The organism is Paracoccus ravus (genome assembly GCF_004522175.1).
Lineage (GTDB): Bacteria > Pseudomonadota > Alphaproteobacteria > Rhodobacterales > Rhodobacteraceae > Paracoccus > Paracoccus ravus.
On the sequence record NZ_SDEB01000006.1, the window covers coordinates 80233 to 100438 of the forward strand.

Below are 20206 nucleotides of genomic sequence, written 5' to 3' on the forward strand. Positions count from 1 at the left end.
CCGGAAAGGCCCGCCATGACGCAAACCCCCCGCTCACATAATCGCTACAGGGTCGCGCAACTCAATCCCCGGCAGGCAACGCCCTTTGAATTGGCCCCCGACGCGGCGGCCCGCGCCGCGATTGCGACCGAACTGGGAATCAGTGCCCTGCCCGCCTTGCGCTTCCGCGGCGAGATCCGTCCCGCGCAAAGCGACGCCTGGGAGGTGACCGGCAAGCTGACCGCCAAGGTCGTGCAGCCCTGCGTCGTCACCCTCGCTCCGGTCAAGACCTCGCTTGCCGAGGACGTCCACCGTCTGCTGTCCCCCCATGCCGGCACCCACGAGGCGGATGAGGTCGAGATGGGCGATGACGAACTGGACGCGCTTGGCCAGTTCATCGATGTCGAGGCCATGATGATCGAGGCGCTGTCGCTGGCTTTGCCGCTTTATCCCCGCGCCGAAGGGGCCGAACTGGATGCGCCCGAGGACGCACCCGAGGAAGAGGGGCGCAAACCCTTTGCCGGGCTGGCCGATCTGCTGAAGGGCGGCGGGAAATAGGCAGCTAGGGCCCGCGCTGCGCGACCTGCCAATTGGGCTCGATCTCGGGGCCCAGATTGAGGGGCGCCAGCATCCCCTGTCCCAGAACATGGTCGGCGGCCTTTTCGCCGACCATGATCGAGGGCGCGTTGAGATTGCCATTCGTGATGCGCGGAAAGACCGAACTGTCGGCGACGCGCAGCCCCTCGACCCCAATCACGCGAAGTTCGGGATCTACCACCGCCATACGGTCCTCGGCTTGTCCGATCCGGGCCGTGCCGCAGGGGTGAAAGGCCGATTCGGCATGGTCGCGGATAAACGCGTCGATCCCGGCATCGGTCGTCACTTCCGCGCCGGGCTGGATTTCATGGCCCTTAAAGGCGGCGAAGGCCGGCTGGTCGAAGATTTCCCGGGTCAGGCGCACGCAGGCGCGGAACTCGGCCCAGTCCTCGGGATGCGACATGTAGTTGAAGCGGATCTCGGGCGCTGCGTTCGGATCGGCCAAGCGCAGCCGAACGGTTCCGCGCGAGCGCGAGCGCATCGGCCCGACATGGACCTGAAAGCCATGCCCCTCGGCTGCGGCCCTGCCGTCATAGCGGACGGCGAGCGGCAGGAAATGATACTGGATATCAGGATATTCGATTCCCGCCTGCGATCGGATGAAACCGCAGCTTTCGAACTGGTTCGACGCCCCCAGCCCCGTGCCGGTCGCCATCCATTGCGCGCCGATCGAGCCTTTGCCCCAGAGATTCCAATGCGAATAAAGCGTGATCGGCTGGGTCGCGCTATATTGCATGTAGATTTCCAGATGGTCCTGAAGGTTCGCGCCAACGCCCGGCCGGTCGGCGCGGATCTCGATCCCGAGGCTGGCCAGATGATCGGCCGGACCGATTCCGGAAAGCATCAGCAATTTCGGGGTGTTGATCGAACTGGCCGAAAGGATCACCTCGTGCCGCGCCCGAAAGACGTTGATCCCGCGCGTATTTCGCACCTCGACACCGACCGCGCGGCCCTGCTCGAAGACCACGCGCTGCGCCAGCCCGCGCCGCAGCCGAAGAAGCCCGGTTTCCTGCGCCGGGCGCAGATAGGCATTGGCGGCGGACCAGCGGCGGCCTTGCCAAATGGTCGCCTCCATCGCGGCAAAGCCTTCCTGACGCGCGCCGTTGTAATCCTCGGTCGTGGGATAGCCCGCCTCGCGGCCGGCGCGGATAAAGGCGTTGAACAGAGGGTTCCTGCGCGAGCCGCGCGTGACGTGAAGCGGACCCTCGGTGCCGCGATAATCGCTGACCGCGCCGTGGGAATTCTCCATGCGCTTGAAATAGGGCAGGACATCGGCATAGGCCCAGCCGGTTGCCCCGGCCTCGGCCCAATGGTCGAAATCCCGCGCATGGCCACGCACAAAGACCATGCCATTGATCGAGGACGAGCCGCCGATCACCTTGCCGCGCGGCGTGACGAGCCTGCGCCCGCCCAGATGCGGCTCGGGTTCCGAGGCAAAGCCCCAGTCATAGCGCCGCATATTCATCGGATAACTCAGTGCGGCGGGCATCTGGATGAAGGGCCCGACATCCGATCCGCCATATTCGATCAGATCGACCCGCTTGCCCGCCATGACCAGCCGGTAGGCCAGCGCGCAACCCGCCGAGCCCGCGCCGACAATGACGTAGTCGGGAACCATCACGGGCCTCCCTCAATAGGGTGCATCGACGCCCCCCATGCCGATGTAGACGGATTTCAGCCGCGAATAATGTTCGATGGCGGCGGCGGAATTCTCACGCCCGATTCCCGAAAGCTTGACCCCGCCAAAGGGCGCTTCGACCGGAGTCAGGTTATAGGCATTGATCCATGTCGTGCCCGCCTGCAGCGCCGCCGCCATGCGGTGCCCGCGCGCCAGATCGCGGGTGAACACGCCCGCCGCCAGACCGTAAGGCGTGGCATTGGCGCGGGCGACGACCTCGGATTCGTCGTCGAAACCCAGCACCGTCATCACCGGGCCAAAGATTTCCTCGCGCGCGATCCACATCCCGTCCGTGGCATCGGCAAAGACGGTGGGCGGGACAAAGGCCCCCTCGCCCGGCCCGCCGCAGATCAGACGCGCGCCCTCGGCCTGACCGCGCGCGATGGCCGCGCGGATCCTTTCGGCCTGCGCCGGGCTGACGACCGGGCCGTGCTGGGTCGCCTCGTCCAGAGGATCGCCCATCCGCACGCCTGAGAGCCGCGCCGAGAGCCGCCCCAGAAACGCCGTCAGGATTCCGCGCTGGACATAGACCCGCGTGCCGTTCGAGCAGATCTGCCCCGAGGAATAGAAATTCGCGAGGATCGCCGCCCCCACCGCGTCCTCCAATGCGGCGTCGTCAAAAATGATCAAGGGCGACTTCCCGCCCAGTTCCATCGTGACATGGCGCATCCCTTGGGCGGCTGCGGCATAGACCTTTTGACCGGTCGCGACCGAGCCGGTCAGGCTGACCTTTGCCACATGCGGATCGGCGACCAGCGCCGCACCGACCGCGCCGCGCCCCTGCACCACATTGAAGATCCCCGGCGGCAGGCCCGCCTCGGTCAGGATCTGGGCCAGTTTCAGCGCCCCCAGCGGGGTTTCCTCGCTGGGCTTGAAGACCATTGCATTGCCCATCGCCAGCGCGGGCGCGGCCTTCCAGCAGGCGATCTGGCTGGGATAATTCCACGCCCCGATTCCCGCACAGACCCCCAGAGCCTCGCGGATCGTATAGACGAAATCCCCGCCCAACGGGATGGTCTGGCCCGTCACCGTCGGGGCAAGACCGCCGAAATACTCCAGCGCGTCCGCCCCCGAGGGCCAGTCGGCCACCCGCGTTTCCTGAATGGGTTTGCCGGTATCGAGGGTTTCGAGCCGCGCCAGTTCCTCGGCCCGTTCCCGGATGATCGCTGCTGCCCGGATCAGCACCCGGCCGCGTTCGACAGGACGCAGCGCCGCCCAGGCGGGTTGTGCGCAAGCCGCGGCGGCGCAGGCATCAGCGACCTGCGTCGCCGCGGCCTCGCGCAGATGCGCGATGACCGCGCCCGAATAGGGGTAATGGACCGCCAGTGCCGCTCCCTGCCCCTCGACCGGCAAACCGTTGATGAACAGGCTGGCGGAGGGCTGGGCGGCATGGCTCATGGCAGGATCTTTTCCAGATAATCCAATGTCAGGCGCTCGGCCGTCGGACCGTCATATTCATCCGACAGCGCCACGCGCAGATAGACCCCGTCGATCAGCGCACCCAAAGTGCGCGACGTGCTTTCGGCCTCGTCACCGACCAAGGGACGCAGCGCGACCAGCAGGTTCGAATGCAGCCGCCGATGATAGACCCTGAGCAGTCGCGCCGCCTCGGCATCGACCAGCGCGAGGGCATAGAAGCTGATCCATGCCGCGATCGTCTCATGTTCGAAATGCACGCGGTCAAAGCTTGCGCGGATGATCGCCTCAAGCCGGGCGCGCGGATTTTCCGCAGATTTCAGCGCGATCGAGGTTGTCTCTCGGTACTGGCTCAGGATATGCCGCATGGCGGCAAGAAACATCCGCTCCTTGGAGCCGAAATAATGATGAGCTAGGGCAGTTGACATACCCGCTTCCCGCGCGATCTGCGCGACGGTCACATCCAGCGAGCCTGCCCGGCCGATGGTCGCGATGGTGGCGTTGATTAACGCCGCCTTTCGGATAGGCTCTGCACCAAGCTTGGGCATTTCGGCACACCCGCAATGTCTGGACGGCTTGAACGCAAGCGGACTTAGCCGAGTTTTGATTGACTCGTCAATCAATAAAAAACCCACTCGACATATCACCGAGAAAATCAGGGAGAGAAACATGAAAAATAGCCGCATTCCCGCCGCAATCACCGCTGCTCTGGCGATTGGGCTCGCCACCCCCGCCGCCTATGCCGCCGAACCCGAACAATGCGCCGAGGTCGTGTTCTCGGATGTGGGCTGGACCGACATCACCGCGACCACCGCGCTGACCACGACCGTATTGCAGGCGCTTGGCTACGAGACCGAAATCAAGGTGCTGTCCTTGCCGGTGACCTATACCGCCATGGCCAAGGGCGATGTCGATGTCTTCCTGGGCAACTGGATGCCCACGCAGGAGGCCGATCTGAAGCCCTATCGAGATTCCAAGACCGTCGACATCGTGCGCACCAACCTGACCGGGGCGAAATATACGCTGGCCACCAATGAGGCGGGCGCCAAGCTGGGCATCGACGACTTCTCCAAGATCGCCGCGCAGCAAGAGGCGCTTGACGGCAAGATCTATGGCATCGAGCCGGGCAATGACGGCAACCGGCTGCTGCTGGAAATGGTCGCCCGGGACAAGTTCGGTCTGGGCACCTTTGAGGTCGTCGAAAGCTCGGAACAGGGAATGCTCGCGCAGGTCGCCCGCGCCGACGGCCAGCAAAAGCCCGTGGTGTTCCTGGGCTGGGAACCCCATCCGATGAACAGCCAGTTCAAGCTGACCTATCTGAGCGGCGGGGACGAGATCTTCGGCCCCGATCTGGGCGGGGCGCGCGTCGATACCAATGTCCGCGCGGGCTATGTCGCGGAATGCCCCAATGTCGGCAAGCTGCTTGAAAAGCTGGAATTTACCCTGGCCATGGAAAACGAGGTCATGGGCAAGATCCTGAATGACGGCGAAGAACCCGCCGCCGCCGCCAAGGCATGGCTGGCCGCCAATCCCGATGCCGCGAAGCCGTGGCTCAAGGACGTGACCACGGTCGAGGGCGGCGATGCCCTCGCCGCGCTCGAAACCGCGCTCGCGCAGTGACGAGGTGCGGGCAGAGGTTCCCCCTCTGCCCGCCGCCCCGGCCTGAGCGCCGGAACGGTCCGGGTCAATCCGGGGGACAGAAAGAACAGGACGCATGGAGCAAATCACCGATCTCGTGACCGGCGCCAAGATTCCGGTCGGCAAGACCGCAAAGGCGATCTTCGACTGGCTGAACGCCCATGCCGGCTTCGTCTTCAATCTCGTCTCCGAGATGATGGAGACGTTGATCGACGCCATTCTTGCCCTTCTGGAATTTCCGCATCCGCTGGTCTTCACCCTGATCGCGGTCGCACTGACATGGCTGTTGCAGCGCAACTGGCGGACCTGCCTGCTGATCGCGGCGGGATTTCTCTTCATCCTGAATCAGGGCTATTGGGAAGAAACCATGCAATCGCTGACGCTGGTCCTCGCGGCCTGCGTCGTCTGCATGGCAATTGGCGTGCCCTTGGGCATCGCGGCGGCCCACCGCCCCCGCCTCTATGCCTGGATGCGACCGGTTCTGGACCTGATGCAGACCCTGCCGACCTTTGTCTACCTGATCCCGGCCATCGTGTTTTTCGGCATCGGCATGGTGCCGGGCCTGATCGCCACCGTGATCTTCGTGCTGCCCGCCCCGATCCGCCTGACCCATCTGGGGATCAGCTCGACCCCCGCGCCGCTGGTCGAGGCGGCCACCGCCTTTGGCGCGACACCGCGCCAACTGCTCTGGAAGGTGGAACTGCCATCGGCCAGCGCCCAGATCATGGCCGGGCTGAACCAGACCATCATGCTGTCGCTTTCGATGGTGGTGATCGCTGCGTTGGTCGGGGCCTCGGGACTGGGCGTGCCGGTCGTGCGGGCGCTCAACAGCGTGAATACCGCGCTGGGTTTCGAAAGCGGCTTCATCATCGTGGTGGTGGCCATCATGCTGGACCGGATGCTGCGGGTCAAAAAACGCCATGACTGAACGCAATGCCGTTGAATTCGACAGGGTCTGCATCGTCTTCGGCGACGCGCCCCGGGCCGCGCTGCCCTTGATGGACCAAGGCCTCGAACGTGGCCGCATCAAGGCTGAAACCGGCCAGATCCTGGGCGTGCATGACTGTTCGCTGAATGTCCGCGAGGGCGAGATTCTGGTGCTGATGGGGCTGTCCGGCTCGGGCAAATCCACCCTTCTGCGCGCGGTGAACGGCCTTAATCCGGTCTGCCGCGGCGAGGTGCGGATCTGGGACGGGGACCGCATGGCTTCGGTCACGAAGGCGCGCGCGCCCGAATTGCGCCGCTTGCGCCGCCAGCGCGTCGCCATGGTCTTTCAGCAATTCGGCCTGCTGCCCTGGCGCTCGGTTCGCGAAAATGTCGGGCTGGGGCTCGAGCTTTCGGGCATGCCCACTGCCGAACGCCAGAAGCGCGTCGAGGCGGAACTCGCGACGGTCGGCCTGACGGAATGGGCCGATCGCAAGGTCGGCGATCTTTCGGGCGGGATGCAACAGCGCGTGGGCCTTGCACGCGCCTTCGCGACCGAGGCCCCTGTCCTGCTCATGGATGAGCCCTTCTCGGCGCTCGACCCGCTGATCCGCACCCGGTTGCAGGACGAATTGCTGGAACTGCAAAAACAAGCGCAGCGCACCATCATCTTCGTCAGCCATGATCTTGACGAGGCCTTCCGCCTCGGCAATCGCATCGCCCTGATGGAGGGCGGGCGCATCGTCCAGATCGGCACCGCGCGCGAGATCATCACCCATCCCGCAAACGCCTATGTCGCGGATTTCGTCGCGCATATGAATCCTCTCGGCGTGCTGACCGCCGAGGACATGGCCGAGCCGCAGGACGCGCCCGGCGCGGCGATCGCCCGCGACATGCCGATCCGCGAGGTGATGCGGATCATGTCCGAGACCGGCATGGAACTCATGCCGCTGCAAGGCGGAGGGCGTGTCAGCCAACAGGGCATCATGCAGCGCCTCGCCGCGCCTCCGGGCCGAGAGACCGGCTGACTGTCGCCGATTGGCCATGAGCGGCACATAGGCCGACGCGGGAACCGATCTGAAGGCTTGCTTCGAATCGGTCTCCGTGCCTATCACGGTGCTGTTCCGCAACCCCAGCAGAAAGGGCATTGGCATGATTATTCTCCACGCTGGTCCCACGCAGCGCACTGGGGTTCGCACCGCCTTTTCGCATTGGCCGCGAAAAGGCTGACGGAACCTGATCCGCAGGCCCGTTCCGGGCGCTTCCGATCATAGACGACGCTGACCGACCGCATTTCTGCGGCCCGTTTCGTCGAATTCACTATCCACTTTTCAGAGGGGTCGCCTGCCACAAGCAGGGGGCCGAACAGGATGAATCTCATACTTGGACAATCCGCGCGCGATTTGCGCGCGCCGCTTGACGACCTGATCTCGGATCACGGGCTGGTCCGCGTCGGCTTGGCGCTGATGCGGGCAGCGCTGCTGCGCAAGAGAAACCGCCCTCCGCCTCTCGCCAATCTGTCGCCGCACCTCTTGCGCGATATCGGGGTCGAACCGGGCCATTGCCCGTGGTCCCGCCTCTAGACCTCCTTGGTCGCATCGGACGGCGGGGTCACCGTGCCCCGCCGCAGCCGCGCCTCGCGCCATGTGATGTAGCAAATCGCCCCGATCATCACCGCGCCGCCGACCAGCACCCATAGGTCGATCGGTTCGGCAAAGACCAGCGCGCCCAGCAGGCTCGCCCAGATCAATTGCAGAAAGACCACGGGCTGCGTCACGGTCAGCGGCGCTTCTGCAAAGGCGCGGGTCATGCAGTAATGCCCAAGGGTCGCGAAAAATGCCGTGCAGCCCAGCACCAGGCATTGCGTCAGGCTGGGGGTGACCCAGGTCATGGCGGCAAAGGGCGCAAGCCCGATGCAGACCGTCAGTGACATCATGGCGACGACGACCGAGGCGGGGACCCGCTCGGACAGCCGCTTGGCGACCAGATATGACGCGCCAAAGGTGACCGAGGCCCCAAGCTGCGCGACATGGCCCGGCTCGAGCGCGCGCAATCCCGGACGCAGCACGATCATCGCGCCGCAAAGCGCGACCGCGATCGCCAGCGCGCGTCGCCACGAGATGCGCTCGCCCATCAGAAGCGCCGCGCCGATGGTCACGACGATGGGGTTGAGAAAGCCGATCGCCGTCACCTCGGCCACGGTGATGCGCGCCATGGCAAAGAACCACAGGATCACGGCCAGCGAATGCAGCGCGCCGCGCAGCGCGAACATGCGCCAGACCTGCGGCGGGAAGCCGCGGCGCAGCCCCGGCCACAGGGCGGGGATCAGAAAGACCAGACCGATCGCGAAACGAATGAAGGCACCTTCGGCGGCAGGCAGGGCCTGACCCAGCCAGCGCACCGTGCCATTGACGGCGACAAAGCTCAGCCCCGCGGCCAGCATCCAGAAAATACCGTTCAGATCCCGGCGCGTCGAAAGGCTTATGGTGCTCATGGCGCAAGGCATGACCGTTTGCCGCGGGATAGGCAAGCCTCAGCGGCCAAGGACAAGGCTGCAGGCCAGAGCCCACATCACGACGCCCACGCCAAGATCCAGAACCCGCCATGCCGCAGGTCGCGAAAACACCGGCGCAAGCAGCCTTGCACCATAGCCCAGAGCAAAGAAGAACAGCAGCGAGCCCGACATGGCCCCCAGCGCAAAGCCCGCCCGGTCGCCGAATCCGGCCGCGACCGAACCGATCAGAACCACCGTATCCAACCAGACATGCGGATTGAGCCAGGTCAGCGCGGCGAGGATCGCGACCGTGGGACCCAGTCCCGGTGCCTCGGCCCCTTGGGGCATGGACGCGCCGCCTCGCCATGCCGCCCGCATCGCCCTTGCGCCATAGGCGGCAAGAAAGGCCGCGCCGCCCCAGCGCATCACGTCGAGAAACCATGGCGCACGGGACGCGATGGCCCCTGCCCCAAGGACCCCCGCGCCGATCAGAAGCGCATCGGACAGCGCGCAAAAGGCGCAGGTGGCAAAGACATGGCGGCGCAACAGACCCTGTCTCAGGACAAAGGCATTCTGCGGTCCGACGGCGAGTATGAGCGAAAGCGTGGTGCCAAGCCCGGCAAGATAGGCCTGCATGGGATCTCCTGTTTTGCCGGCTTCTTGCGGCATCGCCGGCTTTCAGGCAAATTCATAATTCTTGCCCCCATTAAGTTTTGCTAATGATCGACTACCCCGCCCTTGCCGCCTTGTCCGAAATCATCCGTCGCGGCTCGTTCGAGGCTGCGGCCGCGGCCCTTGGTGTCACGCCCTCCGCGATCTCGCAGCGCATCAAGGGTCTGGAAGAACGCATGGGCGAGGTGCTGATCCATCGAGGTCCCCCGGCCCGAGGCACGGCGCGGGGGATGCGGCTGATGCAGCATCTGGATCAGGTGCGGCTGCTCGAAGAAAGCCTAGGCCATGCCGATAGCCAAACTGCGACGCTGCGGATCGCGGTCAATGCAGATAGCCTCGCAACATGGTTTCCGCCGGTCATGACTGCCCTGAACGTGATCTATGACCTCGTGGTCGATGATCAGGACCATGCCCGCGACTGGCTGGGCAGCGGAGAGGTTTCGGCCGCCATTGCCTCGGACCCCAAGCCCGTGCCGGGATGCGATGCCGTGACGCTCGGCCATATGCGCTATCATGCGCTGGCCACACCCGACTTCATCCGCCGCCATTTCGCGCCGGGCGTGAATGCCGAAACGCTTTGCGCCGCGCCCGCCGTCATCTTCAACAGCAAGGATGCAGCGCAAACCCGCTGGGCCCAGGCCGTGCTGGGCCATCCGGTCCATCTGGTCGGGCATCGCGTCCCGGCCTCCGAGCCTTTCGCGCGGGTCGTCGAACTGGGGCTGGGCTGGGGCATGGTCCCCGAGGCCATGTCGGGACCGGCCTTGGCGTCGGGAAAGCTGATGATGCTCAGCCCCGAGCCGCTTGACGTGCCGCTTTACTGGCATGTCCAGCGCGCCATGCGGCAGGCGCTGGAGCCGCTGACAATGGCGATACGAAAAAGGGCCGCAGCGGAACTGCGGCCCTGATCGGTCTTGGTCGTCCGCCTCAAAGCTGTGCGGCCACGTCCTCGGGAATGTCGAAATTGCCGGTGACGTTCTGAACGTCGTCGTCATCCTCGAGCGCGTCGAGCAGCTTCATCAGCTTCTGCGCGGTCTCAAGGTCGATCTCGGTCGGGGCCTGCGGCTTCCAGATCAGCTTGGCATGTTCCGATTCGCCCAGCACCGCTTCCAGCGCGGTCGAGACCTCGGCCAGATCGGTATCCGAGGTATAGATCCAGTGGCCGTCCTCGTCGCTTTCGACGTCATCGGCACCCGCTTCCAGCGCGGCCATCATGACGGTATCCGCATCGCCGACGCTGGCGGCGTACATGATCTCGCCCTTGCGGTCGAACATGAAGTTCACCGAGCCGGTCTGGCCCAGATCGCCGCCATGCTTGGTGAAATAGCTGCGCACGTTCGAGGCGGTGCGGTTGCGGTTGTCGGTCATCGCCTCGACGATGATCGCGATGCCGTTCGGGCCGTAACCCTCGTAGCGGATCTCGTCATAGTTCTCGGCATCGCCGCCTTGCGATTTCTTGATCGCGCGGTCGATCACGTCCTTGGGGACCGAGTTCGACTTGGCTTCCTTGACCGCCAGACGCAGACGCGGGTTCTTGTCGGGGTCCGGGTCGCCCATCTTCGCGGCGACGGTGATTTCTTTGGCCAGCTTCGAGAACAGCTTGGAACGGAGCTTGTCCTGCTTGCCCTTCCGGTGCTGGATGTTGGCCCATTTGGAATGGCCTGCCATGGTTCTACCCAATACTTGCTGCTGATTGTTGCAGGCGCTTTTAGTAAGCCAAGGGCCATATCGCAAGCATTACGCCTGCCGCTTCAGAACCTCGGCCAGAATGTAAAGCCGCAGGGCCGTGGCAAGCCCTACTTCGGGCGGGCGCTTGGCATCTATGGCGGCGATCAGCGCAGCGGCGGGAACCTCCTGCGCTTTCGCGATCTCGCGCAACTCCCGCCAGAAGGCATCTTCGAGGCTGACCGAGGTGCGATGCCCGCCGATCGTGACCGAGCGCTTGACCGGAGGGGACATGGGGGGCAGCTCAGGCATCGCCCGGTTCGTCTGTGCGGTGCTGGTCCAGATGACGCGCCGCGCGCAGGCGATCGGTCTCTTCGACCAGTTTTTGCGCCTTTGAGCGGCCGAATTTCGCCGCGTTCGCGTCGCCCTCGCGGCGGGCGGCGTCACGGGCGGCGCTTTTGCGCGCCGCCCGCAGGTTGATGATTTTGCCGTTGCCGGTCAAATCAATCCTCCGGCCCGATCATTTGCTCAGGGCGAACCACGCGGTCGAAGGTCTCGCCATCGACCAGACCCAGTGCAATGGCTTCCTCGCGCAGCGTGGTGCCGTTCTTGTGGGCGGTCTTGGCCACCTTGGTCGCGTTGTCATAGCCGATGGTCGGCGCCAGCGCCGTCACCAGCATCAGCGATTCCTTCATCAGCTTGTCGATGCGCGGCAGGTTGGCCTGCGTGCCGACGACCATGTTGTCGGTGAACGAGCTCGCCGAGTCGCCCAAGAGCTGCATCGATTGCAGCACGTTGTAGGACATCATCGGGTTGTAGACGTTGAGTTCAAAGTGACCCTGCGAACCGGCAAAGCCGATGGCCGCGTCATTGCCCATGACATGGGCGCAGACCATGGTCAGCGCCTCGGCTTGCGTCGGGTTGACCTTGCCCGGCATGATCGACGAGCCCGGCTCGTTCTCGGGCAGGATCAGCTCGCCCAGACCCGAACGCGGACCCGAACCCAGCAGGCGCATGTCGTTGGCGATCTTGAAGAGCGAACCGGCGACGGTTTTCAGCGCGCCCGAGAAGAAGACCATCGCGTCATGCGCGGCCAGAGCCTCGAACTTGTTGGGCGCGGTCACGAAGGGCAGGCCCGAGATCTTGGCGATTTCCGCCGCAATCGCGGTGTCCCAGCCCTTCTTGGTGTTCAGACCGGTGCCGACAGCCGTGCCGCCCTGCGCGAGTTCATAGATGTCGGTCAGGGCCAGCTTCACGCGCTCGATGCCCTTGGCGACCTGATGGGCGTAGCCGCCGAATTCCTGGCCCAGCGTCAGAGGGGTCGCATCCTGCGTATGGGTGCGGCCGATCTTGATGATGTCCTTGAATTCTTCGGACTTGGCGGCCAGCGCCTTGTGCAGCTTCTCAAGGCCCGGGATCAGCACGTCGCGCGCCTGCATGGCGATCGCCACATGCATCGCGGTCGGGAAGGTGTCGTTCGAGGACTGGCCCATGTTCACATGGTCATTCGGGTGAACGGGCTTCTTGGAACCCATCACGCCGCCCATGATCTCGATGGCGCGGTTCGAGATGACCTCGTTCGCGTTCATGTTCGACTGGGTGCCCGAGCCGGTCTGCCAGACCACCAGCGGGAAGTTGTCGTCGAACTTGCCAGCGGCAACCTCGGAAGCCGCCTGAATCATGGCATTGCCCAGATCCGCCGCCAGATTGCCGGTGGCCATGTTCACTTGGGCCGCAGCCTGCTTGATGATGCCGAGCGCGCGGATCATCGGAACCGGCTGCTTTTCCCAGCCGATCGGGAAGTTCATGATCGAACGCTGGGTCTGCGCGCCCCAGTATTTATCGGCAGGAACGTCCAGCGGGCCGAAGCTGTCGGTCTCGGTGCGGGTATTGGTCATTGTGATATTCCCTCGCGGTTTTGCGGGCCTTCTACCCCCCGCGCGGGCGCAAAGCAAAACGAATGTATCCGTTAGCGTTCACGGGCCTGGCGAAAGACATAGACCCGCGCCGGCGGCAGGTTGGCCCAGATGCGCGGGCTTTTCTGATGGCGCAGGCCGAAACGCGCCCGGACAGTTCCCGAAAGCGGCGGCGCGGGGCCATAGGTGATCTGCACGAAGGGCGCGCCGGGTTTCATCACGGCCAGCGCCGCGCCCACAATCGCCGCCTGTAATTCGTCCGGCATGGGCAGGGTGGGCACGCCCGAGATCACCGCATCCAGATCTTGCCTGCCGATATTCACCATTTCCTGCGCCGGAAGGTTATAGACCATCGCGCCCGGAAAGCGGGCCTGAAGCCGCGCGCAAAAGGCCGCGTTCAACTCGTAAAGCGCGAGCCGTTCCGGCGGCAGCCCCGAGGCAAGGATCGCCTGCGTGATCGTCCCGGTCCCCGCGCCGATTTCGGCCACGGCCTGCATCTCGGGGGTGATGAGCCGCGCCATCTCGCGCGCGACCGCCCGACCCGTGGGCGCGATGGCGCGGATCTCGGACGGACGGCGCAGAAACTGGCCAAGGAAGAGCGACAGATCGGACAAGGCGGCCTCCAGCTATCATGCCAAAGCCGCCTGTAGGTTGTTCAGGTTTCAGGAATGTGACGGATTACTTGCGCCACTTGTCGAGGCTGACCACCTCGGCCCCGCCTTTGGGCGTATCCTCGCCGCTGGCGGTTTCCTCGGGGGCGTCCTCGTCCTCGAATTCTTCTTCCTCGTCATCTTCGTCGGACTCGGCTTGGCTCTCAAAGCGCAGGCCGAACTCGACCGAGGGATCGACGAAGGTGCGCACCGCGTCGAAGGGAATGTAGAGCGGCTCGGGCGAATTGCCGAAATTCAGCGTGATGGTGAAACCTTCGGGGCGAACCTCGAGATTGTCGAACCAATGCTGGATGACGATGGTCATTTCCTCGGGATAGCGCTCGCGCAGCCAATCGGCAATTTCGACATCCTCGTCCCGGGTGTCGAAGGTGATGAAGAAATGATGCTCGCCTGGCAGGCCCTCTTCGGCCACGGCCCGCAGGACATCCGCAATCAGGCCTTGCATTGCCCGGTGCATCATTCCGCCGTAATCGATTCCCCGCGCCATGGGCATCCCCCTGATGTCTTCTCGCGTCAGCATAGGGAATTGCACCCCGATGAAAAGCCCTTAGCACCCGTTAACTGCCGAGGCCAGATGGCCGATGCAGCTTGCACGGGCAGGATGCGACGCACCATCCCGAAATGCCAAAAGCGCCCCGGCAGGGGCGCATGGCACTGATAAATCAGGAAGGGCGATGGCGCGGTTGACGGGGCTCGAACCCGCGACCCCCGGCGTGACAGGCCGGTACTCTAACCAACTGAGCTACAACCGCGCATCGTCTGACGAAATCCGGAAACAGAGTGGCGCGGTTGACGGGGCTCGAACCCGCGACCCCCGGCGTGACAGGCCGGTACTCTAACCAACTGAGCTACAACCGCTCTCTGCTTCCCCAGTTCGTCTCTGGAGTGCGGGCGGTTTACGCAGAGCCGCGGGTGGCGTCAAGGGCCGTTTTCGCAAAAAACGCATGCGCATCGAAATCTTCGTCCCGGCGCGAAAAGGGCAAGCTTGGGACTGCCCCTGCCGCCCCTGCGCGACGGCTGTTACTTGCGCACCGTCTTTTCGTCGAAGCCCGGCAGGGCGGTCAGTTCGTCCTTGGTGTAGTTCGTTGCAAAGAAGGTATCGGCGCCAACCGTCACGAGATGGATCGCGTCCTTGCCCAGCAGGACCTTTTTCGCACCGATCCCCAGAAAGCCGCCGATATCGGCGATATAGCCCAGCACTTCGCCCGAATCGTCCAGCACGATGTCATTGACCTTGGCGATGTCCTGCCAGCCCACCGGGCGTTCCTCCATCGTCTCGGGCTGGTTCCAGGCGGTCGACGAGGGCTCGTTCGTGGTCCAGATCCGGCGGCTCGTCAGCCACGAGCCCAGAAGCCCCGGCTCGGCCTCGGAAATCGGCGGCGGGTTGACATCGGGCGCGGCCACGGGCTGCTCCGCAGCGGCCTCGGCGGCGGAATCCGCGGCATTCGACGCGGCTTCTTCGGCATCCTCTGCGGCGTTCTCGACGGCATCCGCCGCCTCGCCGCCGACCTGCGTCGTCGCGGTCGCGGCGTCATCCGCAGCGATCGCCGCGGCATCGGCGGCCTTGTCGGCCTCGGCCCCGGCCGCATCCACGGCGCGCTCGGCGGCGGCACCGGCCTCGGTCGCGGCGCTGTCGGCGGCGGCTTCGGCATTTTCGGCGGCCGCTTCGGCGGTCTGCGCGGCGGCCTCGACATTCTCGATCACGGTTTCGGTGGTTCCCTGGGCCGGCACAGCCGGGGCCGTCGTCTGGGCATGGACCGGAGCGACAAGGGTCAGCGCAAAAGCGGCGGTGACAAAGCGGTTCATCAAGGATGTCCTTTCCGGCTGTCTGAATATTTATGGCTCTGAAACGTCAGGATAACTGTCATCGTTCCGTCGCCGAGACGGGATTTTCACCCGCCAGAGCCCTGCCCCCACTTCGGCGGGCTGCCGCTCAGCCCTGCCGGCGGGGATGGCTCACCCGGCCGCCGCAAACCGCAGCAGGAACGCCCGTCGTGCCCGGACCCGAGGTCGGCAACCCCCGCAGCACGCGCACGGCGAGCCAGGCAAAGGCCTGCGCCTCGAGCATGTCGCCGTCGAGCCCGGCCTCCTCGACCGGGGCGATGCGGCAGGCGAGCCGCGCGGCAAGCGCCGCCATCATCGCCCTGTTGTGCCGCCCGCCGCCGCAGACCAGCACCAGCTCCGGCGCGCGCGGCAAAAGCGCGACCCCCGCCGCGACCGCCGCCGCCGCCGCATGGGTCAGCGTCGCCGCCGCATCGGCATCCGACAGCCCGGCGACCGCGGGCAACAGATCGGGGAAGGCGTCGCGATCCAGCGATTTCGGCAGTGGGCGGGCAAAATGGGGATGCGACAGGAAGCGGGCGATCACCGCCTCATCGGCCCGGCCCACGCTGGCCAGCGCGCCGCCCTCGTCGCGCAGCAAGCCGCGCCTTGCGCGCATCAGGTCATTGACCGGCGCATTGGCGGGGCCGGTATCGAAGGCGATGCAGGCCCCCTCGGCCTCGGGGGCCGGGGCCGAGGGATCGACCCATGTCAGGTTGCCCACTCCGCCCAGATTCAGGAAAGCGACCGGCGCGCGCGGCAAGAGCCCCTGCCCCATCGCCCATTCCGCGCAGGCCCAGTGGAAGAAGGGCGCAAGCGGCGCGCCCTCACCGCCCTGCCGCACATCCTCGCTGCGGAAATCCCAGACGACCGGGCGATCGAGCCTGCGCGCCAAGGCCGCCCCGTCTCCGGCCTGATGCGTGCCGCGCCCTTTCGGATCATGCGCGAGGGTCTGGCCGTGATAGCCGACAAGTTCCGCCTCGGGGAATGTCTCGGCCAGATCGGCATGGGCGGCGACCGAAAGCCCCGCCGCCTCGGCGACGTCAGGGTCCCCCGGCCATTGCCCCAGCGCGCCATGCAGCATCGCCGATTCATTCCCGGAATAGGCGCGATAGGCGCTGCGGCCAAAGCCGCCGATGCGGATGCCGTCGGTTTCAATCATCGCGGCATCGACCCCATCGAGCGAGGTTCCCGACATCATCCCCAGCGCCTGCAGCATTTCCATCACTTTCCCTTTGTCGCCTCTGACGGTATATCCGCGCCATTCGAAAGGAAAAGCTCATGACCTACCATGCCAAGTCCGAATTCCTCCATGTCATGATGGAGCGCGGCTATCTGGCGGACTGCACCGATCTGCAGTCGCTGGACGACGCCCTCATCGAAGGTCCGGTCACGGCATATATCGGTTATGACGCGACCGCGGCCAGCCTGCATGTCGGCCACCTGCTGAACATTATGATGCTGCGCTGGTTCCAGAAAACCGGCAACCGCCCGATCACCCTGATGGGCGGCGGCACGACCAAGGTGGGCGACCCCAGTTTCCGCAGCGAGGAGCGCCCGCTGCTGACCCCCGAGGCCATCCAGTCGAATATCGACGGCATGCAGCAAGTCTTTGCCCGTTACCTCGATTATAGCGAGGGCAAGGCCAAGATGCTGAACAATGCCGAGTGGCTGGACAATCTGAACTACCTCGAATTCCTGCGCGATATCGGGCGGCATTTCTCGGTCAACCGGATGCTGTCTTTTGAATCGGTGAAGTCGCGGCTGGATCGCGAGCAGTCGCTGTCCTTCCTCGAATTCAACTACATGATCCTGCAAGCCTATGATTTCCTTGAGCTGTACCGGCGCTACGATTGCCGCCTGCAGATGGGCGGCTCGGATCAATGGGGCAATATCATCAACGGCATCGACCTGACCCGCCGCGTGCTGGATGGGGAAATCTTTGGCCTGACCTCGCCGCTTCTGACCACCTCGGACGGGCGCAAGATGGGCAAGTCGGCGGGCGGGGCGGTCTGGCTCAATGGCGCGATGCTCTCGCCCTATGAGTTCTGGCAATTCTGGCGCAACACCACCGATGCCGATGTCGGCCGCTTCCTGAAGCTTTACACCGAGCTTCCGGTCGAGGAATGCGACCGCCTTGGCGCGCTTTCGGGTTCCGAGATCAACGCAGCCAAGATCATCCTCGCCAATGAGGTGACGACGCTCCTGCATGGGGCCGAGGCTGCGGCTTCCGCCGAGGCCACTGCGCGCGAAGTCTTCGAGCAAGGCGGCGCGGGCGGCGATCTGGAAGTCGCGACGATCAGCGCGGACGTGCTTGGCGCGGGGCTTTCGGTCGTGCAGCTTCTGGTCCAGACCGGCATCGCGCCCTCGGGCAAAGAGGCCAAGCGCCTGATCGCCGAGGGTGGGCTGAAGCTGAACAACGAATCCGTCAGCGACCCGCAATTTGCGATCGACACCGCGCTGATCGGGAACGGGCTGAAAGTCTCGGTCGGCAAGAAAAAGCACCGTATGGTGCAGGTCGGATAAGCGACAGGCCGGGGGAAACCCCGGCCTTTTTCATTGCGGAGCCAAATCCATGAGCGAAGATCCAAATATCCACGACGCCGCCTGCCATTGCGGCAAGGTCCGCTTTCGCGTCCGCCTGGTTGATGGGTTCAACACGATCCGGCGCTGCGATTGTTCCTTTTGCCGGATGCGCGGCGCGATTGCGGTGACGGCGCGGCTGGGCGAGATCGAGTTCCTCGCGGGCGAGGACAACCTGACGCTTTACCAGTTCAATACCGGCACGGCGAAGCATTGGTTCTGCAAGACCTGCGGCATCTACACCCATCACCAGCGCCGCTCGGACCCCAGCCAATACGGCATCAATGTCGCCTGTCTCACAGGTGTCAGCCCGTTCGATTTCCCCGAGGTGATCGTGGCCGATGGGGTCCATCACCCCTCGGACGGGAAATCCGGTATCGCGGGCATCCTGCGCTATTCCCGCGCCTGAGACACCCGCTTCGCCGCCACCATCACCCGGTCCAAAGATTGCAAGAACTGCGCGCGGTCGGCTTTGCTGAAGCCGCCGCCCTTGCCCTGATGAAAGGGGTCGGCGGCGCGGATATCCTGCATCAGATCGCGTGTCGCCAAGCGCCCGCCGATATTGGCCAGCGTCAACACCTCGCCATTGGGCTGGACGACCTGCGCGCCCGCTTTCAGGCAGCGATCGGCCAGCGGGATGTCGGTCGTGACCACCACATCTCCCGGCCCGCAATGCTCGGCGATCCATTTGTCTGCGACATCCGGCCCCTCGGGGACGATGACCAACGAGATCAAGGGATTGGGCGAAGGCCGCAGCCCGCCATTGCAGACCAGCACCATAGGCAGGCGCAGCCGGGTGGCGACACGCTCGGCCTCGGCTTTGACCGGGCAGGCATCGGCATCGATGTAAAGCGTGGTCATCGGGGGCATCCTTCCTCGCAAGAAAGAAGCCCCGCGCTTGGCGGGGCTTCCAAGGGGCAAAGCGCAGGCAGGATCACTCCTGCACGGTCACTTTCAGCATGTGATCGGGCTCGACCACCGAGCCATTGGCCGCAGGGTCGCCCTTTTTGATCGCGTTCAGCACGTCCCAACCTTCGACCAACTGGCCGACGACGGTATATTGCCCATCAAGGAATTCCGCCGGAGCGAGGTCGATGAAGAACTGGCTATTGGCGCTGTTCGGGTCCTGCGAGCGGGCCATGCCGACCGTGCCACGCTGGAAGCTGACATCGTTGAACTCGGCGGGCAGGTCCGGCATCGTCGAGCCGCCCATACCCGCACGCGCGGTATCCGCGCCATGCTTGCCGAATTCCACGTCGCCGGTCTGGGCCATGAAGCCGTCGATCACGCGATGGAACACGACACCGTCATAGGAACCCGCCTTGGCCAACGTCACCAGACGCTCGACATGCTTGGGGGCCTTGTCGGTGTAAAGATCCAGCACGATCTTGCCCTTGGCAGTGCCTGCCGCATCCGCGACCTCGATCACGAGGTTCGGACCCGGACCATCGGTCACGCCCGGCAGGCCCTCGGCCTGAGCCGCAGCCGCCGCCAAAAGCAGCGCAGGGATCAGCGCCTTATTCAGCATCGGCGGCGACCTTGACCGAAATCATGCGGTCCGGATTCGCCGGCGGCTCGCCGCGGACGATCTTGTCCACGTTTTCCATCCCCGAGATCACCCGGCCATAGACCGTGTATTGCCGGTTCAGGAAGTGGTTGTCGTTGAAATTGATGAAGAACTGGCTGTTGGCCGAGTTCGGGTTCTGCGAACGCGCTGCACCCAAAGTGCCACGATCATGCGGCAGGCCCGAGAATTCGGCCGGAAGGTCCGGCAGGTCCGAACCTCCCGTGCCGGCGCGGCCCGGATTGTAGTTGTTTTCCATATTGGCGTGTTCCACGTCGCCGGTCTGGGCCATGAAGCCGTCGATCACGCGGTGGAAGGCCACGTTGTCGTATTTCCCGGCGCGGGCCAGTTCCTTCATCCGCTCAACGTGCTTGGGCGCGACGTCGGGCAGAAGCTCGATCACCACCGGGCCATCCTTCAACTCGATGATGACGGTGTTTTCCGGATCTTTGATCTCGGCCATGGGGGTTCTCCTTCTGATGGCTCGCGCAAAGGCATAAGCATTTCGGACCGCCCATTCAACGCCGCCATTGCCGGGCGGTTCGTCCTCGGTGCAGGTTGCTCGCTGCAGGTTGACGAAAATATCAACTT

Annotated in this window: 24 protein-coding genes and 2 tRNA genes; 8 read left to right on the forward strand and 18 right to left on the reverse strand. The window is 64.7% G+C overall.

Annotated elements, in window-relative coordinates; all coding sequences use genetic code 11:
* The first annotated feature begins 15 nt into the window (after positions 1 to 15).
* A complete protein-coding gene (locus ESZ60_RS07050) occupies positions 16 to 537 on the forward strand; it encodes a YceD family protein (protein WP_134679718.1) in 522 nt (173 codons plus the stop codon).
* Between the two features lie 4 nt (positions 538 to 541).
* Here ESZ60_RS07050 and betA read toward each other — a convergent pair whose 3' ends face one another.
* Genes betA through betI form a run of 3 tightly spaced genes read right to left on the reverse strand, consistent with a single transcriptional unit; the run spans position 542 to position 4218 of the window.
* On the reverse strand, positions 542 to 2194 hold the full coding sequence (gene betA, locus ESZ60_RS07055; RefSeq protein WP_134679719.1) for a choline dehydrogenase: 1653 nt from the start codon (positions 2192 to 2194) through the stop codon (positions 542 to 544).
* Between the two features lie 12 nt (positions 2195 to 2206).
* Complete coding sequence (gene betB / locus ESZ60_RS07060) at positions 2207 to 3652, reverse strand: betaine-aldehyde dehydrogenase (protein ID WP_134679720.1); 1446 nt, start codon at positions 3650 to 3652, stop codon at positions 2207 to 2209.
* On the reverse strand, positions 3649 to 4218 hold the full coding sequence (gene betI / locus ESZ60_RS07065) for a choline-binding transcriptional repressor BetI (protein WP_134679721.1): 570 nt from the start codon (positions 4216 to 4218) through the stop codon (positions 3649 to 3651). Before betI ends, betB begins: the two co-directional genes overlap by 4 nt.
* 121 nt (positions 4219 to 4339) lie before the next feature.
* Here betI and choX point away from each other — a divergent pair, with 121 nt between their 5' ends.
* The 4 genes from choX (at position 4340) to ESZ60_RS07085 (ending at position 7815) form a co-directional block, all read left to right on the forward strand.
* Positions 4340 to 5290, forward strand: a complete 951-nt coding sequence (gene choX, locus ESZ60_RS07070) for a choline ABC transporter substrate-binding protein (protein WP_134679722.1) — start codon at positions 4340 to 4342, stop codon at positions 5288 to 5290.
* A gap of 94 nt (positions 5291 to 5384) precedes the next feature.
* Complete coding sequence (choW, locus tag ESZ60_RS07075; protein WP_134679723.1) at positions 5385 to 6236, forward strand: choline ABC transporter permease subunit; 852 nt, start codon at positions 5385 to 5387, stop codon at positions 6234 to 6236.
* On the forward strand, positions 6229 to 7260 hold the full coding sequence (choV, locus tag ESZ60_RS07080) for a choline ABC transporter ATP-binding protein (RefSeq protein WP_134679724.1): 1032 nt from the start codon (positions 6229 to 6231) through the stop codon (positions 7258 to 7260). Before choW ends, choV begins: the two co-directional genes overlap by 8 nt.
* Before the next feature lie 342 nt (positions 7261 to 7602).
* A complete protein-coding gene (locus ESZ60_RS07085; protein WP_134679725.1) occupies positions 7603 to 7815 on the forward strand; it encodes a hypothetical protein in 213 nt (70 codons plus the stop codon).
* On the opposite strand, the gene ESZ60_RS07090 is transcribed toward ESZ60_RS07085, so the two are convergent.
* Positions 7812 to 8726, reverse strand: coding sequence for a DMT family transporter (locus ESZ60_RS07090; protein WP_245155606.1), 915 nt, complete (start codon positions 8724 to 8726; stop codon positions 7812 to 7814). The genes ESZ60_RS07085 and ESZ60_RS07090 overlap by 4 nt on opposite strands.
* Before the next feature lie 39 nt (positions 8727 to 8765).
* A complete protein-coding gene (locus ESZ60_RS07095) occupies positions 8766 to 9362 on the reverse strand; it encodes a LysE/ArgO family amino acid transporter (protein WP_134679726.1) in 597 nt (198 codons plus the stop codon).
* An 83-nt stretch (positions 9363 to 9445) separates the two neighbouring features.
* Here ESZ60_RS07095 and ESZ60_RS07100 point away from each other — a divergent pair, with 83 nt between their 5' ends.
* Positions 9446 to 10303 (forward strand): LysR family transcriptional regulator ArgP, encoded by an 858-nt coding sequence (locus ESZ60_RS07100; protein ID WP_134679727.1) that lies wholly within the window; start codon positions 9446 to 9448, stop codon positions 10301 to 10303.
* A gap of 19 nt (positions 10304 to 10322) precedes the next feature.
* On the opposite strand, the gene ESZ60_RS07105 is transcribed toward ESZ60_RS07100, so the two are convergent.
* The 10 genes from ESZ60_RS07105 to ESZ60_RS07150 form a co-directional block, all read right to left on the reverse strand.
* Positions 10323 to 11063, reverse strand: coding sequence for a YebC/PmpR family DNA-binding transcriptional regulator (locus ESZ60_RS07105; RefSeq protein WP_134679728.1), 741 nt, complete (start codon positions 11061 to 11063; stop codon positions 10323 to 10325).
* A gap of 69 nt (positions 11064 to 11132) precedes the next feature.
* A complete protein-coding gene (locus tag ESZ60_RS07110) occupies positions 11133 to 11372 on the reverse strand; it encodes a ribbon-helix-helix domain-containing protein (protein ID WP_425331310.1) in 240 nt (79 codons plus the stop codon).
* Entirely contained in the window at positions 11365 to 11562 is a 198-nt protein-coding gene (locus ESZ60_RS07115) for a DUF4169 family protein (protein ID WP_425331311.1), read from the reverse strand. The genes ESZ60_RS07110 and ESZ60_RS07115 overlap by 8 nt, the downstream gene beginning before the upstream one ends.
* Position 11563: 1 nt before the next feature.
* Positions 11564 to 12958, reverse strand: coding sequence for a class II fumarate hydratase (gene fumC / locus ESZ60_RS07120; protein WP_134679730.1), 1395 nt, complete (start codon positions 12956 to 12958; stop codon positions 11564 to 11566).
* 71 nt (positions 12959 to 13029) lie between these two features.
* The gene (locus ESZ60_RS07125) at positions 13030 to 13590 is read right to left on the reverse strand and encodes a class I SAM-dependent methyltransferase (RefSeq protein ID WP_134679731.1); all 561 of its coding nucleotides are present in this window, start codon (positions 13588 to 13590) and stop codon (positions 13030 to 13032) included.
* Positions 13591 to 13654: 64 nt separating this feature from the next.
* Positions 13655 to 14134, reverse strand: coding sequence for an SspB family protein (locus ESZ60_RS07130; RefSeq protein WP_134679732.1), 480 nt, complete (start codon positions 14132 to 14134; stop codon positions 13655 to 13657).
* A 188-nt stretch (positions 14135 to 14322) separates the two neighbouring features.
* Positions 14323 to 14399: transfer RNA gene (locus ESZ60_RS07135), tRNA-Asp, on the reverse strand.
* Positions 14400 to 14428: 29 nt separating this feature from the next.
* Positions 14429 to 14505, reverse strand: a tRNA-Asp gene (locus tag ESZ60_RS07140).
* 162 nt (positions 14506 to 14667) lie between these two features.
* Entirely contained in the window at positions 14668 to 15453 is a 786-nt protein-coding gene (locus tag ESZ60_RS07145; protein WP_134679733.1) for a PRC-barrel domain-containing protein, read from the reverse strand.
* Positions 15454 to 15580: 127 nt separating this feature from the next.
* A complete protein-coding gene (locus ESZ60_RS07150) occupies positions 15581 to 16693 on the reverse strand; it encodes an anhydro-N-acetylmuramic acid kinase (RefSeq protein ID WP_425331312.1) in 1113 nt (370 codons plus the stop codon).
* Positions 16694 to 16749: 56 nt separating this feature from the next.
* Between ESZ60_RS07150 and tyrS the strand changes: the two genes are divergently transcribed.
* Together tyrS and ESZ60_RS07160 are read left to right on the forward strand one after the other, a co-directional pair.
* The gene (tyrS, locus tag ESZ60_RS07155; protein ID WP_134679734.1) at positions 16750 to 17994 is read left to right on the forward strand and encodes a tyrosine--tRNA ligase; all 1245 of its coding nucleotides are present in this window, start codon (positions 16750 to 16752) and stop codon (positions 17992 to 17994) included.
* Positions 17995 to 18043: 49 nt separating this feature from the next.
* The gene (locus ESZ60_RS07160) at positions 18044 to 18460 is read left to right on the forward strand and encodes a GFA family protein (RefSeq protein WP_134679735.1); all 417 of its coding nucleotides are present in this window, start codon (positions 18044 to 18046) and stop codon (positions 18458 to 18460) included.
* Here the strand turns inward: ESZ60_RS07160 and ESZ60_RS07165 are convergent.
* From ESZ60_RS07165 to ESZ60_RS07175, 3 genes are all read right to left on the reverse strand, one after another.
* Positions 18445 to 18912: a YaiI/YqxD family protein gene (locus tag ESZ60_RS07165; protein WP_134679736.1), complete on the reverse strand. Its 468-nt coding sequence runs from the start codon at positions 18910 to 18912 to the stop codon at positions 18445 to 18447. The two genes, ESZ60_RS07160 and ESZ60_RS07165, sit on opposite strands and share 16 nt — an antisense overlap.
* A gap of 73 nt (positions 18913 to 18985) precedes the next feature.
* Positions 18986 to 19579: a peptidylprolyl isomerase gene (locus ESZ60_RS07170; RefSeq protein WP_134679737.1), complete on the reverse strand. Its 594-nt coding sequence runs from the start codon at positions 19577 to 19579 to the stop codon at positions 18986 to 18988.
* Positions 19569 to 20078: a peptidylprolyl isomerase gene (locus tag ESZ60_RS07175; RefSeq protein WP_134679738.1), complete on the reverse strand. Its 510-nt coding sequence runs from the start codon at positions 20076 to 20078 to the stop codon at positions 19569 to 19571. Before ESZ60_RS07175 ends, ESZ60_RS07170 begins: the two co-directional genes overlap by 11 nt.
* Positions 20079 to 20206 lie beyond the last annotated feature (128 nt).

Excerpts from the sequence above, each read along its gene's own strand:
- ESZ60_RS07085 (WP_134679725.1), top strand. The coding sequence starts at position 7,603 with ATGAATCTCATACTTGGACAATCCGCGCGCGATTTGCGCGCGCCGCTT.
- ESZ60_RS07095 (WP_134679726.1), bottom strand. The coding sequence starts at position 9,362 with ATGCAGGCCTATCTTGCCGGGCTTGGCACCACGCTTTCGCTCATACTC.
- ESZ60_RS07130 (WP_134679732.1), bottom strand. The coding sequence starts at position 14,134 with ATGGCGCGGGGAATCGATTACGGCGGAATGATGCACCGGGCAATGCAA.
- ESZ60_RS07170 (WP_134679737.1), bottom strand. The coding sequence starts at position 19,579 with ATGCTGAATAAGGCGCTGATCCCTGCGCTGCTTTTGGCGGCGGCTGCG.
- ESZ60_RS07110 (WP_425331310.1), bottom strand. The coding sequence starts at position 11,372 with ATGCCTGAGCTGCCCCCCATGTCCCCTCCGGTCAAGCGCTCGGTCACG.
- ESZ60_RS07050 (WP_134679718.1), top strand. The coding sequence starts at position 16 with ATGACGCAAACCCCCCGCTCACATAATCGCTACAGGGTCGCGCAACTC.
- choV (WP_134679724.1), top strand. The coding sequence starts at position 6,229 with ATGACTGAACGCAATGCCGTTGAATTCGACAGGGTCTGCATCGTCTTC.
- ESZ60_RS07175 (WP_134679738.1), bottom strand. The coding sequence starts at position 20,078 with ATGGCCGAGATCAAAGATCCGGAAAACACCGTCATCATCGAGTTGAAG.
- ESZ60_RS07145 (WP_134679733.1), bottom strand. The coding sequence starts at position 15,453 with ATGAACCGCTTTGTCACCGCCGCTTTTGCGCTGACCCTTGTCGCTCCG.
- betI (WP_134679721.1), bottom strand. The coding sequence starts at position 4,218 with ATGCCCAAGCTTGGTGCAGAGCCTATCCGAAAGGCGGCGTTAATCAAC.
- betB (WP_134679720.1), bottom strand. The coding sequence starts at position 3,652 with ATGAGCCATGCCGCCCAGCCCTCCGCCAGCCTGTTCATCAACGGTTTG.
- choW (WP_134679723.1), top strand. The coding sequence starts at position 5,385 with ATGGAGCAAATCACCGATCTCGTGACCGGCGCCAAGATTCCGGTCGGC.
- fumC (WP_134679730.1), bottom strand. The coding sequence starts at position 12,958 with ATGACCAATACCCGCACCGAGACCGACAGCTTCGGCCCGCTGGACGTT.
- ESZ60_RS07165 (WP_134679736.1), bottom strand. The coding sequence starts at position 18,912 with ATGACCACGCTTTACATCGATGCCGATGCCTGCCCGGTCAAAGCCGAG.
- tyrS (WP_134679734.1), top strand. The coding sequence starts at position 16,750 with ATGACCTACCATGCCAAGTCCGAATTCCTCCATGTCATGATGGAGCGC.
- ESZ60_RS07160 (WP_134679735.1), top strand. The coding sequence starts at position 18,044 with ATGAGCGAAGATCCAAATATCCACGACGCCGCCTGCCATTGCGGCAAG.
- choX (WP_134679722.1), top strand. The coding sequence starts at position 4,340 with ATGAAAAATAGCCGCATTCCCGCCGCAATCACCGCTGCTCTGGCGATT.
- ESZ60_RS07105 (WP_134679728.1), bottom strand. The coding sequence starts at position 11,063 with ATGGCAGGCCATTCCAAATGGGCCAACATCCAGCACCGGAAGGGCAAG.
- ESZ60_RS07090 (WP_245155606.1), bottom strand. The coding sequence starts at position 8,726 with ATGAGCACCATAAGCCTTTCGACGCGCCGGGATCTGAACGGTATTTTC.
- betA (WP_134679719.1), bottom strand. The coding sequence starts at position 2,194 with ATGGTTCCCGACTACGTCATTGTCGGCGCGGGCTCGGCGGGTTGCGCG.
- ESZ60_RS07100 (WP_134679727.1), top strand. The coding sequence starts at position 9,446 with ATGATCGACTACCCCGCCCTTGCCGCCTTGTCCGAAATCATCCGTCGC.
- ESZ60_RS07150 (WP_425331312.1), bottom strand. The coding sequence starts at position 16,693 with ATGGAAATGCTGCAGGCGCTGGGGATGATGTCGGGAACCTCGCTCGAT.